Raw genomic sequence first — 16,219 nt, 5'->3', positions numbered from 1 at the left:
ATCCTTACCAAAAGGAGCCGTCATCCGAACAGATCTTAGTGATCGTAACGGAAAAACGGCTCCTTTTTACGCAAAAACGTAAGATGGGTGATGTCTAGTACACTACACTTCCCACGGAAAATCTGTCGTCAGAAAACTGGCCAGTTGCTTGCTTTCTTCCCTCCGCTGACGCCGTATGGCTGCGCGCGATGGAGCTGTCTGGTGTAATTGTATTTGCTCCTCTGTTTCCGGAATCACCTGTGGGACGGTCACTTTACGATTGTTCTCGTCCAATGCCACAAAGGTCAGGAAGGCGGTGGCTGCAATTTTGCGGTCGCCTGTCATTAATCCTTCGCGAATCACTTTTACGAATACCTCCATCGAGCTGCGGCCTGTCCAAGTTACGAACGCTTCCAGCGTGACAGAATCGCTCGGGTGGATAGGCAGCAAAAAATCCACCGAATCTGTAGAGGCTGTAACTGTGTTCGTACGGCACAGCTTGGCGGCAGCAATAGATGCGATATCGTCGATATACGACATCAATCGGCCTCCGAAGAGCGTGTTATGATTGTTGATATCATTGGGAAATACTCGGGACGTCTTAAAGCAGTAGGTTTCTCGGATGTACTTGCTTTCCATGGGTTCTTTCCTCTCTTTTCCTCGTTGCTCTCTTTTTATATCTCAGGATTTTGTAGAATCCTGTGTCGAAGTCTGTTGTAGACTATGTTAATCATCCCACTAATCCGCATAATAAATCAATACATAAAAATCGGCATCCTCATCCGAATCATTACGATAGGTATGAAAATCAGATCCTTGAAATTGTACGGCGTCCCCTGCACTCAGTTTGAGCTGTTGCCCCTGCATTTCAAAGTACATTTCCCCACGGATCATGAGAATCGTTTCCTCTCCCAGATGCTCTTCTGCCTTGTGTGTAAAGCCTGGCTTCAGACTTACCGTGAATACCTCGAACTTCTTTTCCGAGTGATACGGGAAGACAGGGTAAACAAAATAGTTACCGCCCTCATCAATAACTGGATGCAAATCTGCTCTCCGAATCTTCGTGATTTGCGGCGGGTCTTCTTTAAGAAAGGTCGAGAAGGATACGTGCAAGCCGTTCGCAATCTTCCAAAGCGTGGTTACCGTAGGATTGGATCTCCCCTTCTCAATTTGAGCCAACATCCCTTTGCTAACCCCTGTCAGTTCAGCCACCTTATCCAAACTAAGTCCTCTAGTCTTCCTGATTTGAGCCAAATTAGAACCAATAATATATTGCATTGAATCCACCGAATTATACCTCCTCATATCCAAAAGTCTATATATGAAGAATACACAAAAGTACCCGCTGTATATAGACTGTATTGTAAAATATCACTTATCTTTTGCAATTTAGAATACACGATTTATTATCCACATTAGATTAAGTGTAGCCGATCAAGGTATATATAAAAGCTTAAACGGGAAGTAGACATGCTACAATTTACTCTATTATGGTCAGGTTCCTCGTTTACTTCAACATGTCAATTAAAACATTGACATTGAATATAAATGTCCTTAAACTTCACTTATTAAAATGTTTTTCAAAACTATTGTAATATCTTGAAAGGGGTTGCTATCCTATGTCTTTTCCGTCCCTGAACACCCAACAGGTGAGAAAATCAACGTTAACTATCTAGGAGGGACTAAATTTGAATCCGCAAACCCGCAAGTCCCGCCACATGTACACGATGCAGCTGGCGACAATTTTTATTGGCTTTATTGTATTTGGTATCTCGGAAAATATTAAAGGCCCTGCCATTCCACGCATTCAATTCGACTTCAATCTGGATGAACAGCAGCTCGGAACATTGTTGTCTCTAAACGCACTTGGGTATTTGATTGCCTGCTCGTTCACCGCCGTCCTTGTCCGTAAGTGGGGAATCAAGGCGGTCAGCATTATTTCCTTTGCTTCCATGATCATCTCGGGAGTGTTCATTTATCTGTCGCACACGTATCCATTCTTCGCCTCGTCCTACTTCTTGATGTATATCGGGAACGGCATGCTGGAGATTGCACTCGCAATTTTGGGGGCGAGGATTTTTGTAAAAAATACCGGCACGATGATGAATTTGTCCCACTTTTTCTATGGGCTTAGCTCAACAGTCGCCCCTTTGCTGGCGACGGGAGTCATGTCATTGACGGTATTTGGACATACGCTGGACTGGCGAGGGATGTATCTGGCTATGTTGTCGCTCTGTCTGCTGCCGATTGTGGCCGCACTGCTCAGCACCTTCCCGGGAGACGATCTGCAGCATGAGGAACGGACCTCACTCAAGACCCTAACCCGCGATCCAGCACTCTGGATGATGGTAATGATCCTATCGTTTGGAGTAGTCTCCGAGCTGGCAGTTGGAGGCTGGCTAGTTAACTTTTTAGAGAAAGCGTATTCATGGAGTACAGTAAAGGCGTCCAGCATGCTCTCCGCGTTCTTTCTTACCTTCTCGTTGGGGCGCCTGTTGCTTGGTCCGCTCACAGACCGAATGGGGTTTGTGCTTTCGACGATTTTATTCTCCGCCTTCTCAGCGATATGTACGTTCGCAGCAATCGCGGGTGGGGAGAGACTGGCGTTTCTCTTTGCCACATCGGGTGCAGGCATTGCAATGATCTATCCGACCGTGATGGCGTTCATTGCACGGAGATATCCTAAGGACAGTGATACAGCTATTACGTTCGTCGTCACGCTGATGGGCATAGGTAGTGTCATTGGCAACTATGTGATCGGCTGGGTAATCGAAGGGGTCAAGATAGTCTACGGCGCAACCACTGAGCTTGGCATATTGCGCGGGCTTCAGGCGGGATATGGAGTTATTGGCCTATGCGCAGCCATCTGCGCGGTCTCGGGAATTATTCTCTACGGATATCTGAAAAAACGGCAGGAGCTTATATAAGCCACCACTTTAGGGTTGTCCCATAAGTCATGAACTGACTGGGGCGCCCTTTTTTTACGAACTCCCCATTCAGTCAAAACAGTCCTTGTATGAACACATTCGAGCTGCTTTGACTAATCATCAGCCTTTGTCCGTTTGCCATTTTGAAGGGCTCAAGGGCAATTCTCCTGTAGTCTACTTTATTAGACTGTTTCTGATTAGAAGAGTGTAGCCGAGAGCGTACAATAAGACTACGTGTTCGCTATAGATAATATTCAATATAACATACAAACGTATAATATATTGATACTTTACAACTTCCGTTATATACTATTATAAAATTTATACACTGGGGGTAAGGTTGAAATGTCCATAGCTTCGGAGTTGAGTGGAACAAAGCACGATTCACTCAGCTTTTTACAAGGGGTTAAAGATTGTATTCCTACACTGCTTGGTTATGTATGTATTGGATTCGCGGCAGGCATTGTGGGCGCTTCATCAGGGGTTAGCACCATGGAAATTGGTCTGATGTCAGCGCTTGTATACGCAGGCGCCTCCCAGTTTATTATGTGCTCGATGCTGGCTGCAGCCAGTCCTCCATCTGTCATTATTTTAACGACATTTATTGTGAATGCCCGCCACCTGCTGTTAAGTGCGTCATTGGCTCCTTACTTTTCTAAATATTCACTGCGGAAAAACATAGGCATCGGTATCCTTTTAACGGATGAATCCTTTGGGGTAGCATCGGATAAATTGGCTAAAGGCGGGCAGGTCAGTGACCGCTGGATGAACGGACTTAATATTACAGCTTATCTCGCTTGGATTGCTTCCTGTGTGGCTGGTGGAGTGCTCGGGAATTGGATTTCCCAGCCGGAAGCTTTTGGTCTGGACTTTGCCTTACCTGCAATGTTTCTGGCCCTACTCATTTCTCAGCTCCAAAGTGTCCAGACCTCCAAACTCAAGCATCGCCTGCTGCTTGTGCTATGTATGGCCGTTCTAATGTACCTTTTATCCTGGTGGGTGCCATCACATATCGCCGTCATTGTAGCGACCATCATCACCGCAACGATTGGAGTGTTAACCGACAAATGAATATTAATCCCAATGTGCTATATATCATTATCGGTGCGATGATTGTCACAGCCATCCCAAGGATCATTCCCTTTGTCGTGCTGCAAAAACTGACGCTACCCAAACCCGTGTTGCAGTGGCTGTCCTATATCCCCATTTGCATTTTCACGGCACTGGTCATGGAAAATCTGCTCGTACGAACCGAAACCTCGGTCACTCTTAATGGGCAAGTGCTTATAGCGGTCCTTCCTACGCTGGTGACCGCTTTGTGGAGTAAAAATTTGCTGGCTACTGTGCTTGTCGGTATTGTGAGTATGGCTGTAGTTCGACTTTTGTGGATGGGGTAGAAAATACCCTCCTAAAATAGGAGGGTATTTTCCTTTTCTTATGATCCACCTGTCGCCCTTACTAACGAAGGTGACAGCTTTTCTTCCTCAAGGTCACTTTCTCCTTGTGAAAGATACGAAGAAGCTTGTAGCCTGAACATTTCAGCATACACTCCGTCCATATCCATTAAGTGCTCATGGCTGCCCGCTTCCACAATTCTGCCCTCCTCCATTAAAATAATGGTATCCGCCATACGTGCGGAGGACAATCTGTGTGAAATAAATACTCCAATTCTCTCGTGAACAAGCTGACCAAATTTTTGAAAAACCTCCTTCTCCGCATGTGGGTCCAAAAAAGAACTCGGCTCATCCAACACATAGATATCGGCATTTCTCATAAAAGCCCTGGCTATTGCTATGCGCTGCCACTGCCCTCCGGATAGCTGTTGTCCATCTTCAAACCATTTTCCAAGCAGGGTGTTCAATTTATCGGGCAGACCAGCTACCAAATCTGTAATGCCTGCCTTATCAATAGCTGCCCATATGACCTCATCATTTTCTCTGGAAGCCACATGACCAAAGCCTATATTATCCCTAACAGACATCTCATAATGTACAAAATCCTGAAAAACGACGCCTATCTTTCCTCTAAAGCTGTCTTTATCCAATTCGTGTATAGAGTGTCCATTAATTCTGATTTCTCCTTCGAAATTAGAATACAGATGAGTGAGTAACTTCACAATCGTTGATTTACCCGATCCATTTCTCCCCACAATGGCCAGCTTCTCTCCTTGATGAAGAGTAAAGCTAACATTAGAAATGGCATTCTCCTCCGTGTTGGGATATTTAAACGATACATTACGAAATTCAATACTGTGTATAACGGACAAAGGCAAAGGTTGAACTGACTTTTGTATTTTTGCTTCCTCCGGCATATCCAAAAAGTCAAATAGCTGCTTAATATACAAATTATTTTGACACAGACTTAAAATTCCTTGTACAATGCTTTGCGATGTTGACTGGGTTAACGTGATCCCCTGAATTAAGCTCACCAGGTTCCCCACTAAAATTTGACCAACATAGGTGGCTTGTATGGCCATGAAAATAATAAATGCGCATGCACCCTGATTCACAATCTGAAATGCAAGAGAAGTATAGGATCTACGAACCGCTAGCACTTTATCCTCACGATAAAACCCTTCGAGTATCGTTTTATATCTTTTTCGCAGGTAATCTCCTAGTTGAAATATTTTCACTTCTTTAAAACTATTATCTCTTGTCACTAAAAACGACAAGTACCAGGATTCACGTTGTCTTCCTGCTCTTTGAAAGTGAACGTTAAATTCTCTTTGTCCAATACGTAAAAAAGAATAGAATGATAAGCATGGAATGAGAAAAATGAATAAGAATGCCCACCATCTCCACGCGATAAGAATAGCACCTGTTGAAAATAAAGTTACAACACTGCTTATAATAGCAAGAATCTGAGTAAATATTTCAAATGGTCTGTAATCTGCTTCTCCCTGAGCACGTTGAAGCATATTTTGCACATCTGCATCCTCAAATGACTGCAAAGACATCTTTTGTGCTTTTTCAATAATTTTAATATTTACCTGATTGGATAGCCGACTTTGGAACATTTTACGAAAAAAGCTTTCACCAATATTGATTAGGTCGTACACTAAATTAACACCTATTAGGACGCCAAAAGCTATAAAAGCAGGCTGAAAACGTCCTCCTGATGCTCCTGCCACAACACTGTTGATTAATTCTCTTGTTGCTAAAAGGATCGCCGCAGGAATGGCACCCTTCAATAAATTTGTAATGAGTATAGCAATCAAAAAGGAAGGATGAGTGTCCCAAAGCAGCCTGAATATACGAGGCCAAAATAAGAAGGTACGAAATATATTTTTATAGGATAAAGAAACCAGGTCACTGGTTTGTCCTTTAGACTGTGACATGGTGCACTCCTTTCCGATGCAACAGGTTGGCCGCTGTATGCTTTGCCAAAGCCATACATTTCATTTCCCGCTCCCTATTGACACCAAGCAGACGATTCAGGTGCATATGAATGATACTGCCTAAAATATCATTCGCATGATTCGTAAGCTCATGATTTTTTTCAGCCAGGGTTATCGCTTGAGCATACTGTTGAATCATGGCCTGTCTTTTTTTTACAAGTGCCAACAAAGCGACCTGTGCAGCTGGATCTGCTTGTCTAATCCATTCATAATCCGATTCTACAGCGTTAATCAATGCTTTTTTAACATCCCTGAACGCCTTCATATAAGGCTTGCTGTCAATTCTTTCGTCTAGCCAGTCCACTTGTTCCCGAATCGTTAAACCAAAGCTGCTTAAATAATGAATAATATTAATCACAGCTGCAATCTCTATGTCCAGATTGAAAGCTTTGGAACGAATTCCAGCCATATAGGCGATGACCCATCGGCTATCCACGTCAAAAACCTGTTCTGCCAGGTCCATAAGCATCTGTCCTCCATACCTCTCCAGCTCAGGAAGGTATGTATCCAGTACCATATGGGTGATAAGTCCTTCTTCACGCAGCTCAACTGCCCACTGATTTAATTGCGCCAAGCCAGCACTCCATAGTTGACTCGGCTCTCCTTGAAACCGCAGACGGATATGATGCTCGGGATCAACGTACCGCAAAAAATAAGATTTTTGACTCCAATCCTCAAATCCCGGGTTATTTTGGAGTTGACTTAAACTCAATCCAATCAGATCGTTTTCCCTTTCCTTGACTCCGTACAATTTAAGGTAAATCCACTCGCCCCCTGGAAGTATACCTCTATGAATGCTGGAAGAAGTGTGAGCAATGAAGTTTTGAGAATCTAAATGGTTTTGTGAACTAGGGATACTCGGTTTCACCTTTATTTTTTTCTTCTTGAGCGGAAACACAAATTCCCCCATATATCTCCCGGCGGTCCCATGTAACGGGGTATGGAATGGATCGCCCAAACACTCGGTAAGAAGCAATTCTTGTCCTTCCCGCATCTTGCTCACCTCACGGAGCAATTCTTTGACATGGAAGAGATTGCACAGGTCCAATAAAAGTCGGTTATCTCCCATCGTTAAATAAACATAGCGTGGCACATTCCACTGTTCTCTCCAAGTATGAAAAAGATACTCCCTTGCTTGAGGCTCAGTTAAACCTGAAATATTCAACGCAGTCTTGCCAAGCCTCCACTGTGCAGCACTAATAACGATTTTTTTATATACAAGTCTTGGCAAAAAAGGAGACTGCTCTAGTGGCCCCCAGTCAAAGTAGGACCATGTGCCGAGCTCTTTGTTGGTGATATCGGTCAAGAATCTGAATATATGCGGTGAAAGCTTGTAATTAAGCATATGGGTTTGCAGGGGAATAATTTCTTTACCCAAACGTCTGGACTTGACATAGAAACGGTCATGAGTTGCACCTATCAATAAATCATCCATGTGTAATGTCGTTTCCTCATCTTTAGAAGAGGTCGTTCCGGACACGATTTCATATCCCATTAAATTTTTGCTCAGTGATATATTTGATATTTTCCCCTGATCGGGCATAAAAACCATCTCTGACAATAACGCATCAGGATGAAAACACTGGTGATGATCATATATTTCAGAAAAATTTTGTACAAACTCATCACTAAACATATCCAGAAAACGTCCAAAAGTTTTACCTGCCCGATTAGAACCAGCGCTGGGCCCAAGTAAAAGCCTATAGTCTCCTGAATCGACTTTTTCAGGTGATTCGGCAAATATACTGTAGTATACCTCCATAGATTCCGGGGAAGTGTCATCATTATCGGAAATCGTCAGTTGCTCCAACTGCTCATCTGAAAGGACGATTTCTATGTCATGGTTGGCAATGGCATTCGAAAGCCATTGAAAGAGAACAGCATTGCGTTTAAATGCTTCCATGCCCATTGATTTTTTCTCATTGGTACGATACATCTTTGGTATACCAAGTCCCCAATCCTCATCAAACAGTTCATTGATAGGGACCTCCTGATACACGCCGTACTTTTCCAAAAAACGATTTAAATAATCGTCCAGCTCATCCGTTTTGGGGGATGAAAACAACCTGCACATGACTTCAGCTCCTAATGCAACATCATTGAGCACATGTCTTGGCAACGTTACTTCTTGAGCTAATTTGACATCGACCTGTACAGGTGTTTTTACAGGAATGATATCCAGCATTTTGCCACATAGTTCCCGGTAGGCCTTCTCTCCTTCTCCAATCGTGCACTGATTGTATTGACGTAATAAAATATCAATTTCGTGTAAAATGTCAGTCCAATGATCAGACATGTCCATTTTTTTAATTTTTTCAAATATGTAATGAAAAGGTGAATGATCCATCAGTGGAGGTCTAAGCTCGCTCAAAATAAACTCCTGCTCTACAAGCTGTTGCAAAAAATGAGCGATGATTTCCATAGTAGCGTCGGGGAATGCCTTCAATAGTAATTCTTTAAGCTCCATCACCTGAATCGGATGCTCTGCAGCTTCAAACGTCAGGCGAACGACGTCCGTAAGCCGAATGGAACTAAACATTTCGGCTGAATCATCGGCTTCTGCCGCTCCATGTTTAGGCCGAAATGGTAATTTGGCACGATCGCCCTTGATCATAACCGTTCGGTTTAAGAAAACCTTTAGTTGATCAAATATGACTGGGTCAGACTCCATCTTCCGGATCATCTTATATATCCATTCCATGTCGGGTCTGGCTCTCTTCAGATGCTGATGATAGGTACCTATGTCCAAATGGGTAGCATCCCTACAAATCCCTTGCCCCACCCCTGAAAATAATCCAAATGGGGTTGTTCGGGTAGTCATCCGAATAAAATAACGATAAAAGCTATTCAGCGTCTTCTCATACTTTTGTAACTCTCCTTTATCATCCGAAGCGTTGTCATCGTTTAAATAGTGTAGAAACTGCATAAGGGACGGAGAGGCCAATGAAATAGCTTCTCGAATAACAGCTTCCTGGGAAACCAGCTTTAGTCGACGAGTGATTTCCTCCAAAGAAAGATGGCTATCTACATCTTGATCCGAAAACACCTTATAATATTGCTCTATCGGGAGTAATGGAGCTCTGATTAGAAAATAATCACATGCGCTGAACCATCGTTCATTCTTATCTCTCGGTTCTCTATGTAGGTTATGAGCATCAGTGTAATGCAGTTGTCTCTTCACAACTGGCCACCTCCAAGTTTTTAGGAAATATATTCAACCTGTAACCGATTCCATGGCATGTTACCAATATTTTCGGATGACTTGGATCATCTTCTATTTTCTCTCTTAATTTTCGGATATGCACATACACCGTATTAGATGTAGTATAAGCATCAACTCCCCATACTCTGTCTATAATGTGATCAATCGTGGATGCACACTCTTTCGCTGTAAGGAGATACATCAATAATCGAAATTCCATCATCGTCAGCATATACTCATGCCCTTGCTTCCAAATGACTTTTCCAGCAGGATCAAAAATAACGTTGGGAGATAGACTAATAGCCTCATGCTCTCGCTGGATTTGATATTCAGATGAAGCGATTGAAAACAACTGTTTCAGGAGATCCAATTGCCTCTGGTCATCACGATGATAGGACAGGAAGATAAATGGAACCGAACATTTTTCTTTGATAGTATGCCAGTAAGATAAATCCTCTAGCGTTAAATGATCTTGGTTCAAAGCGACACCGATGCACTGCTCATCAATCCACGGTAAAGCCTCATTAAGCGAATTATAAAAAATTATTTGGACGTTTTCCGGAGTACTTAACGCCTCAAAAAAGTGTCTAATTTTCCCAAAAGATGATATAGCGATAAATTTTTGTTTCATCTAACCCCCCCCTAACTATAAAACCAATGCTTCAGGTAAAGAGTTAAGACAGTTCTTTTATGAAATCAGAAATAATTCACTCCATCTCCCTGAATATTTAGGCTCTTCCTTCCCTATTCCATAATCCAATAAGCTTAACGCAATCCCTGCTGCCCCTTGCAGTACTCCTATATTATGAACATGAATGCTCCCCTCTAAATCCTGGTAACCAAATGGGAGCTCTTCATCGTATAGATTCATTAACTTTAATGCTATTTGGTTGGCAAAGCCTAATGCAGCTTTATTACCAGTGAAGTAATAGAATCTATGAGCCATATGAAGCAAACCCGCCAATCCGTGACAGAAAGTGGGGGATAGCGCGTTTAAAAGCTCATCATCCAAGCAAAATACGGATTTCATAGCTTGTTCGGCTATCTTTTTCCATTCTTCATTGCTACACTCCATTCCTGCTCTGAGTAAAGTCCATGCTATTCCACAGGTTCCATGGCACCAGCCTTCAATTTCTCTCATTCCTTCTTTGTTATCTGTCTTGTTCATTGAAGTCGCTTGAGAGTTAACAGGCCAATACAAACCATATTGATCCTCCTGAATTTGAATAAGCAAAAAATCGGCTATATGTTCTATAGCCTCATGTAATCCTTTAACTCCAATCTTTTTTTGTAGGGCAGTGACAAGCAGTGCAAGGATTCCGGTGATGCCATGCGCCATACCTAGATGAATCGAAGTCGAACTTCTCCTTGATGCCGAATGTATATATTCAGGTATAAAGTGCGTTATAGTGTCTAATAGTTGATGGGACAGATTACACATCTTTTCGTCTTCAGGAATCTCTAATGTGTATCTGCCCATTCCGAGCAAGCCGTGGATAACGTCCATCTGCTTGCTAAACTCTGTAATTGTATTTATGACGGGTGACTTTACCCATTGAGTACGAATATAATCATTTATTTGATTTAACAGTTGTTGATAATTAGCTCTGTTATTTGAGGCAAGCAATACTCCATATGCTACACCTGTAGAACCATAGTACAGAGATATATCGGGCAGTAGTATTAAAGAATTGCGATGTAAATACAACAACTGTGTATGCACATGTTCTGACCAATTCTGATCAGGTTCCAGATAACCCCACTCGGCCAACAGCACGAATACACCTGGAACTCCATCAGCAAGCCAGCCGGGATTCCAAGGGGCCGTTCCACGCGAAGGTGAAAGGTTGTTTCTATGGTGAACTATTTTTTCTGTATATGATAGGTCTATCAGTTTTTGTGTAATATTTTTGCTGATCTCAACTGACCTTGCCTGCAAATCTCCAACCATAATTCCTCCCCCTATTTTTATAACCGGGAAAAGACACGGTTATAAAACCGTGCCTTTTGTACCATGTTTTCTCGTTATTAACACGTTTTGCAGAAGGAAAGGCTAACTTGGCAATTCAAAGTACCTGTTGCACAGGAAGGAGTACAGATAAGACCGCTAGCTGGTTGAACCTCTTTAGGAGCAACCTCATTTTTGGCTACTTGCAAGTCCAGATCAAATTGATTTTTCATTTTGCTACCTCCTTTTATTTTTTACAATTTTATTATAAGTTATACAATCTTAACTAGACTTTATAAATCTCTTACATCCATCTTAAATTTAGTGAATGCAATTAAGATAATTCCTCGTTACTTTTTAGAATTTTTAAGGACAACTCGCCAGCTTTGAGCAACAATATAATGAAGGAAAAAATGAAAGGGGCATTCGTATGAAAACGGGCCAGTTTGTTATGGAAGTATGCGATCAATTACAGGCAAAAGACTTCAGTACAACAATCGCCTTGCGCCTGAGTAATCCTGAATCAGTCTACAAAGCAGTCCACGCAGAGCAAAATATTTCACCCGAAACCAAATATCACCCATGGGGCGAGACTTCGCTTTCACACGGATATCCGGGTAATATTTTTTTACTATCTCAATGTCGTGCTTCAGACTCCACGTATGATTGGAATCAGGCTATCTACTTGAATATGAAGCACATTCAAGCTTCGCTTGCTAAAAGTGGTCTAAATGATGTCTCACTTTACAGCGGCTGGACCGGCATCGCTTCTTCCGTGAGAGAAGCCTCCAATCATGGCGAATACTATAGTCATTTTTTACAGCAAATACATGAATGGATGATTCCTCTGACAGAACAATGGCTGCAATTGAATACAGCACAATTAGCTCTGCACGAAGGGATGCCCCTGCAATCCTTTGATACGATTTCAGGAGCCACCGGGATTGGGAGATATATTGTGATGAACTCAACCGATCCTAGTTGTACTCCTCTTGTCGAGCCTATTCTTCAATTTCTAACCGATCTCACATATCCTATAAAAATCCACAACCGCTATGTTCCAGGCTGGTACTCTCCGCAAAAGTTTCAGTTTTTGGATCGAGATAAACGCAACTATCCTATGGGTAACTTCAATTGCGGAATGGCACACGGCATTCCCGGACCATTGGCCTTACTATCAGTAGCTTACAACTCTGGAATTGAAGTAAAAGGCCAATATCAAGCGATTGAAACGATTACGGAATGGCTGCTTAAGTATAAAAATGAGGATACATACGGCTACTACTGGCCTCATATTGTTCCTTTTGAGGCTGAAACAGGCTCTTTACAGTTTGATTTAAATCGAGCAAGAGAAGCCTGGTGTTACGGTACTCCTGGCGTTGCCTGTTCCTTATTTCTTGCCGGGAAGGCTCTTCATGATGAAGTACTGCAAAAAATGGCTGTGAAGGCCTGTATCGGTGCCATTTCCTATGAGGTAGCTAAGCGGGAAATGGACTCCTCTGCATTGTGTCATGGTCTTGCCGGGTTGCTTACGATCTCCTGGCGAATGTGGTGTCACAGTAAGGAACCAGCGTTTATCCCGCTTATTCAACAATTAACCAGTCAGCTGATAGATCGCTTTCAAGCCGATAGTCCACTTGGATATCTGGACCCCGAGCCAAGGGCAGACAGCTCTTTGGCCTGGCTGACAAAAGCAGGCCTGCTTGAAGGCGTCGCCGGGATTGCTTCTGCGTTATTAAGTGTTTCTCAGAACAAAGAGATGCCCTGGGATTACACTCTGATGTTATCTTAGCTAAAACCAGCCGCTATTTAGGACTATCCATTTTTATTTTTATATCAGAACCCTAAGGACGAACCCTTATATTGAAGACGCTATGCTATTAAAGCGAGTAGTAAAGGAAATTAAATTTATAACTAAAGGCACGGTTTTTGAACCGTGCCTTCATGGTCAAATTTTAGTTATCAACAAGGTCCACAATGTGAAATGCTAGTATAGCAGTTTAAAATAGATGTTAAACAAGTAGGAGTACAAATAATGCCGCTGTCTGCTTGAAGCTCTTTAGAAGCACTCTCACTTTTGGTCACTTGCAAATCCAGATCAAATTGATTTTTCATTACATCATCTCCTTTCTGTTTTTTTTTCATTTTAATCATAAGGTACTCACTCTTAAATGATCTTTACGGATATCTTATTTAATTCTTAAGCCATATTATTTTTCAAATACGACATACTTGAAGGCCTTGCAGAGATTACTGCTATTTTAATAAATGTTTCTGAGAACAAAGAGATGAATTACAGCCTCATGATATCCTAGCTACAACCAGTCCCTATTCACAAACATTTTTCTTCCACCATATAGATAGGCTAAAAACGTAAAAAGTACAATCAAACCAAGACTATAAGGCTCGACTCTGGGAGCATAGCTCGCTGTTTGTGGCAACATAATATAATAAGGAATCGTAAAGGGAAACCATGCTCCTATAGAAGAATGAAAGCCTGTCATAACAATATTAGGCACTACACAGCAAATAGCCATTCCTAGTGAAGCTCCGAAATTGCGGATTTTTACCGAAAGCATAAGCTGGAGGGCTGCCAATGGAAGAATTCCGAACCACCCTCCCCATCCGGTAGAAAGAACGAGAGTCCAAGGGATTTCTCCTGGAGCACCTGCTATATACCCACCTGCAAAATATCCTACTATGAATGTAAGCTGATCAAGAAACAGTATGAGAATGAGCAATATATATTTTGCATAATAGATTCGCTGACGGGGATACGGGCTGCTCAATAAAATCTTCCATCCTCCATCTCGATGTTCGTATGCACACAAAAGAGAAGCAATAATTCCACAATAAAGCGGATAAAAAAACATCGAGTGAAAATGCGCCGCATAGGTGTATAACATTAACCAGCTAGGCTCATAAAACTGCTTCAAATCGTTCAGTTCCAGGACTCCCATTAAAGAATTGATAACCGCATCCAATATAATGAGAATCCATACCATGACCCATTGAAGCTTCATCGCTTCCACGCGTAAAATGGATCCCATGCAGATTCCCCTCTCTATTTGAATTCATGCTTTGTAAACTGTAGAGTACCGAGTCCTGTGAAGATGATCCCTGCACATAAAGCAATGACCACCCACATTACGTATTCCTTAATCAGAGGACTTGATAGTGCCGGATACGACCAAGGTAATAATTTAATCCAAAGAATACTTGTTCGTGCCAAAAACAAACTGGCAATAGAACCAAATATGCCAAACGCTAACGGAAATGCCTGATTAGTAAAAAGGGTAGACAACCAAAGTTGAATTGCAAGTACAGGCAGGGTAGCCAAGCTGGCATTAATCGGCTGCAGCAGCATAACTCGCCAAGGAATGGGCTCGTTTGTATACAACACCCAGATGAGACTCATCCCTGCTATCGTGATCAAGGCGGTGCCAAGCTGCAAAATCACGATCCACACTATTTTGGATACATAAATATAGCTTCTAGGAACAGGCATGGCCATCAACTGCTTCCATGTTTGAGTATCGTGCTCTGTACCTGCCATTATGCTTGCCAAAAGTGTACAACCAAGCAACATCACAAATGAGATGAACATAAACATAACGGCAAAACCAGCATAGACCCCGCCTGGCCCCTGGCGAAAGTAGAGATACCATTCCACGGCAGTCATTCCTGTAAGAACACAGCCCTGTATTAGAGGAAGCCACCAGCATATTTTTTTCAGCTTATATCCTTCCGCCTTGATAACTTGGAGTATCATAAGCTTCGCTCCTTACCAGTCAGCTCCAGGAATATTTCCTCCAATGTTTTTTTCTTCTCCCTTACCCGGTAGACGGGGTGATTGTGCTCCACCAACACTTTGATCATCTCCGATGACTGCTCACGGTCTACTATAGGAGTTATGACCTCTTTTTGCTCCATGGATTCAGCTCCGGCAATCCATCCATGCTGCATCAGGGCTCCAGCAGCCTGAACAGGATTTTGGGTTTCAATGAATAATTGAGGCTTGCTTTTGTCTGTAAGTTCTTTCATCGTTCCCTGGAAAATCATTTCCCCTTGATTAATAATCCCTACATAGGTTGCGATCTGTTCGATTTCACTTAATAGATGGCTCGAAACCAATACCGTCATTCCGTAAGCATCAGGCAGGCTCATAATTAACTCCCGAATTTCCTGAATACCGGACGGGTCCAAACCATTCGTCGGTTCATCAAGAATCAACAATTTGGGATCAGCAATCAACGCCATGGCAATTCCTAGCCTTTGTCTCATCCCCAAGGAGTATCCTTTTACCGGACGATACGCATCCTTGCTTAATCTCACCAAATCCAGCACTTTATGAATTTTTCGAGTCGGCAACCCACGCATCGTTGTAACGATTTCTAAATTTCGATATGCGGACAAATGGGCATAATAGGCAGGTGATTCAACCAAAGAACCCACATCTTTTAATATTTCCATGCGATGATCCTTGAGCTTTTTCCCAAAAATCTCAATATCCCCGGATGTGGATTTAATCAGCCCGAGTAGCATACGAATCGTGGTTGTTTTCCCCGCCCCGTTTGGTCCCAAAAATCCGTAAATTTGCTTCCCAGGTACCTGGAGATTTATTTGTTTGACAAATTCCCTTTTTCCAAAACGCCTGGTTAGCTGACGTGTACGTATTACATATTCAGACATTTCCTGCTCTCCTCTCGACTTTTAATGCTGAAGTTAGTTACATACAGTTTACTGAAAGAAAGTTAACATCAAGT

The 16,219-nt window shown here is 42.4% G+C and carries 15 protein-coding genes; 4 read left to right on the top strand and 11 right to left on the bottom strand.

What is annotated here, in order from left to right:
* Nucleotides 1-102: 102 nt before the first annotated feature.
* Together PPM_RS07510 and PPM_RS07505 are read right to left on the bottom strand one after the other, a co-directional pair.
* A complete protein-coding gene (locus tag PPM_RS07510; RefSeq protein ID WP_014599583.1) occupies nt 103-618 on the bottom strand; it encodes an acyl-CoA thioesterase in 516 nt (171 codons plus the stop codon).
* A gap of 99 nt (nt 619-717) precedes the next feature.
* Nucleotides 718-1,266, bottom strand: a complete 549-nt coding sequence (locus tag PPM_RS07505; protein ID WP_013370176.1) for a helix-turn-helix domain-containing protein — start codon at nt 1,264-1,266, stop codon at nt 718-720.
* A 401-nt stretch (nt 1,267-1,667) separates the two neighbouring features.
* On the opposite strand from PPM_RS07505, the gene PPM_RS07500 reads away from it, so the two are divergent.
* From PPM_RS07500 to PPM_RS07490, 3 genes are all read left to right on the top strand, one after another.
* Nucleotides 1,668-2,906, top strand: coding sequence for an MFS transporter (locus tag PPM_RS07500; RefSeq protein ID WP_013370175.1), 1,239 nt, complete (start codon nt 1,668-1,670; stop codon nt 2,904-2,906).
* A gap of 345 nt (nt 2,907-3,251) precedes the next feature.
* Nucleotides 3,252-3,977 (top strand): AzlC family ABC transporter permease, encoded by a 726-nt coding sequence (locus PPM_RS07495; protein ID WP_013370174.1) that lies wholly within the window; start codon nt 3,252-3,254, stop codon nt 3,975-3,977.
* Entirely contained in the window at nt 3,974-4,303 is a 330-nt protein-coding gene (locus tag PPM_RS07490; protein ID WP_013370173.1) for an AzlD domain-containing protein, read from the top strand. The genes PPM_RS07495 and PPM_RS07490 overlap by 4 nt, the downstream gene beginning before the upstream one ends.
* Nucleotides 4,304-4,341: 38 nt before the next feature.
* Here the strand turns inward: PPM_RS07490 and PPM_RS07485 are convergent, their stop codons facing one another.
* The 5 genes from PPM_RS07485 to PPM_RS07465 all read right to left on the bottom strand — a co-directional run bounded on the left by PPM_RS07485 (nt 4,342) and on the right by PPM_RS07465 (nt 11,686).
* The gene (locus tag PPM_RS07485; RefSeq protein ID WP_013370172.1) at nt 4,342-6,243 is read right to left on the bottom strand and encodes an ABC transporter ATP-binding protein; all 1,902 of its coding nucleotides are present in this window, start codon (nt 6,241-6,243) and stop codon (nt 4,342-4,344) included.
* Complete coding sequence (locus PPM_RS07480) at nt 6,230-9,484, bottom strand: lantibiotic dehydratase (RefSeq protein ID WP_014599582.1); 3,255 nt, start codon at nt 9,482-9,484, stop codon at nt 6,230-6,232. Before PPM_RS07480 ends, PPM_RS07485 begins: the two co-directional genes overlap by 14 nt.
* The gene (locus PPM_RS07475) at nt 9,459-10,136 is read right to left on the bottom strand and encodes a winged helix-turn-helix domain-containing protein (protein ID WP_013370170.1); all 678 of its coding nucleotides are present in this window, start codon (nt 10,134-10,136) and stop codon (nt 9,459-9,461) included. Before PPM_RS07475 ends, PPM_RS07480 begins: the two co-directional genes overlap by 26 nt.
* A 57-nt stretch (nt 10,137-10,193) precedes the next feature.
* Entirely contained in the window at nt 10,194-11,456 is a 1,263-nt protein-coding gene (locus PPM_RS07470) for a lanthionine synthetase C family protein (protein WP_013370169.1), read from the bottom strand.
* A gap of 77 nt (nt 11,457-11,533) precedes the next feature.
* Nucleotides 11,534-11,686 (bottom strand): FDLD family class I lanthipeptide, encoded by a 153-nt coding sequence (locus tag PPM_RS07465; protein WP_016820476.1) that lies wholly within the window; start codon nt 11,684-11,686, stop codon nt 11,534-11,536.
* 197 nt (nt 11,687-11,883) lie between these two features.
* On the opposite strand from PPM_RS07465, the gene PPM_RS07460 reads away from it, so the two are divergent.
* Nucleotides 11,884-13,245 (top strand): lanthionine synthetase C family protein, encoded by a 1,362-nt coding sequence (locus PPM_RS07460; RefSeq protein ID WP_013370167.1) that lies wholly within the window; start codon nt 11,884-11,886, stop codon nt 13,243-13,245.
* Between the two features lie 170 nt (nt 13,246-13,415).
* Here the strand turns inward: PPM_RS07460 and PPM_RS07455 are convergent, their stop codons facing one another.
* The 4 genes from PPM_RS07455 to PPM_RS07440 form a co-directional block, all read right to left on the bottom strand.
* The gene (locus PPM_RS07455) at nt 13,416-13,607 is read right to left on the bottom strand and encodes an FDLD family class I lanthipeptide (protein WP_013370166.1); all 192 of its coding nucleotides are present in this window, start codon (nt 13,605-13,607) and stop codon (nt 13,416-13,418) included.
* Between the two features lie 161 nt (nt 13,608-13,768).
* Nucleotides 13,769-14,503, bottom strand: a complete 735-nt coding sequence (locus tag PPM_RS07450) for an ABC transporter permease (protein WP_013370165.1) — start codon at nt 14,501-14,503, stop codon at nt 13,769-13,771.
* A gap of 14 nt (nt 14,504-14,517) precedes the next feature.
* The gene (locus tag PPM_RS07445; RefSeq protein WP_013370164.1) at nt 14,518-15,225 is read right to left on the bottom strand and encodes an ABC transporter permease; all 708 of its coding nucleotides are present in this window, start codon (nt 15,223-15,225) and stop codon (nt 14,518-14,520) included.
* Nucleotides 15,222-16,145 (bottom strand): ABC transporter ATP-binding protein, encoded by a 924-nt coding sequence (locus PPM_RS07440; RefSeq protein ID WP_013370163.1) that lies wholly within the window; start codon nt 16,143-16,145, stop codon nt 15,222-15,224. The genes PPM_RS07445 and PPM_RS07440 overlap by 4 nt, the downstream gene beginning before the upstream one ends.
* Nucleotides 16,146-16,219: the final 74 nt, after the last annotated feature.

Origin of the sequence: Paenibacillus polymyxa M1 (assembly GCF_000237325.1) — a bacterium.
Classification (GTDB): domain Bacteria; phylum Bacillota; class Bacilli; order Paenibacillales; family Paenibacillaceae; genus Paenibacillus; species Paenibacillus polymyxa_C.
This window is presented reverse-complemented; position numbering and strand designations above follow the sequence as displayed.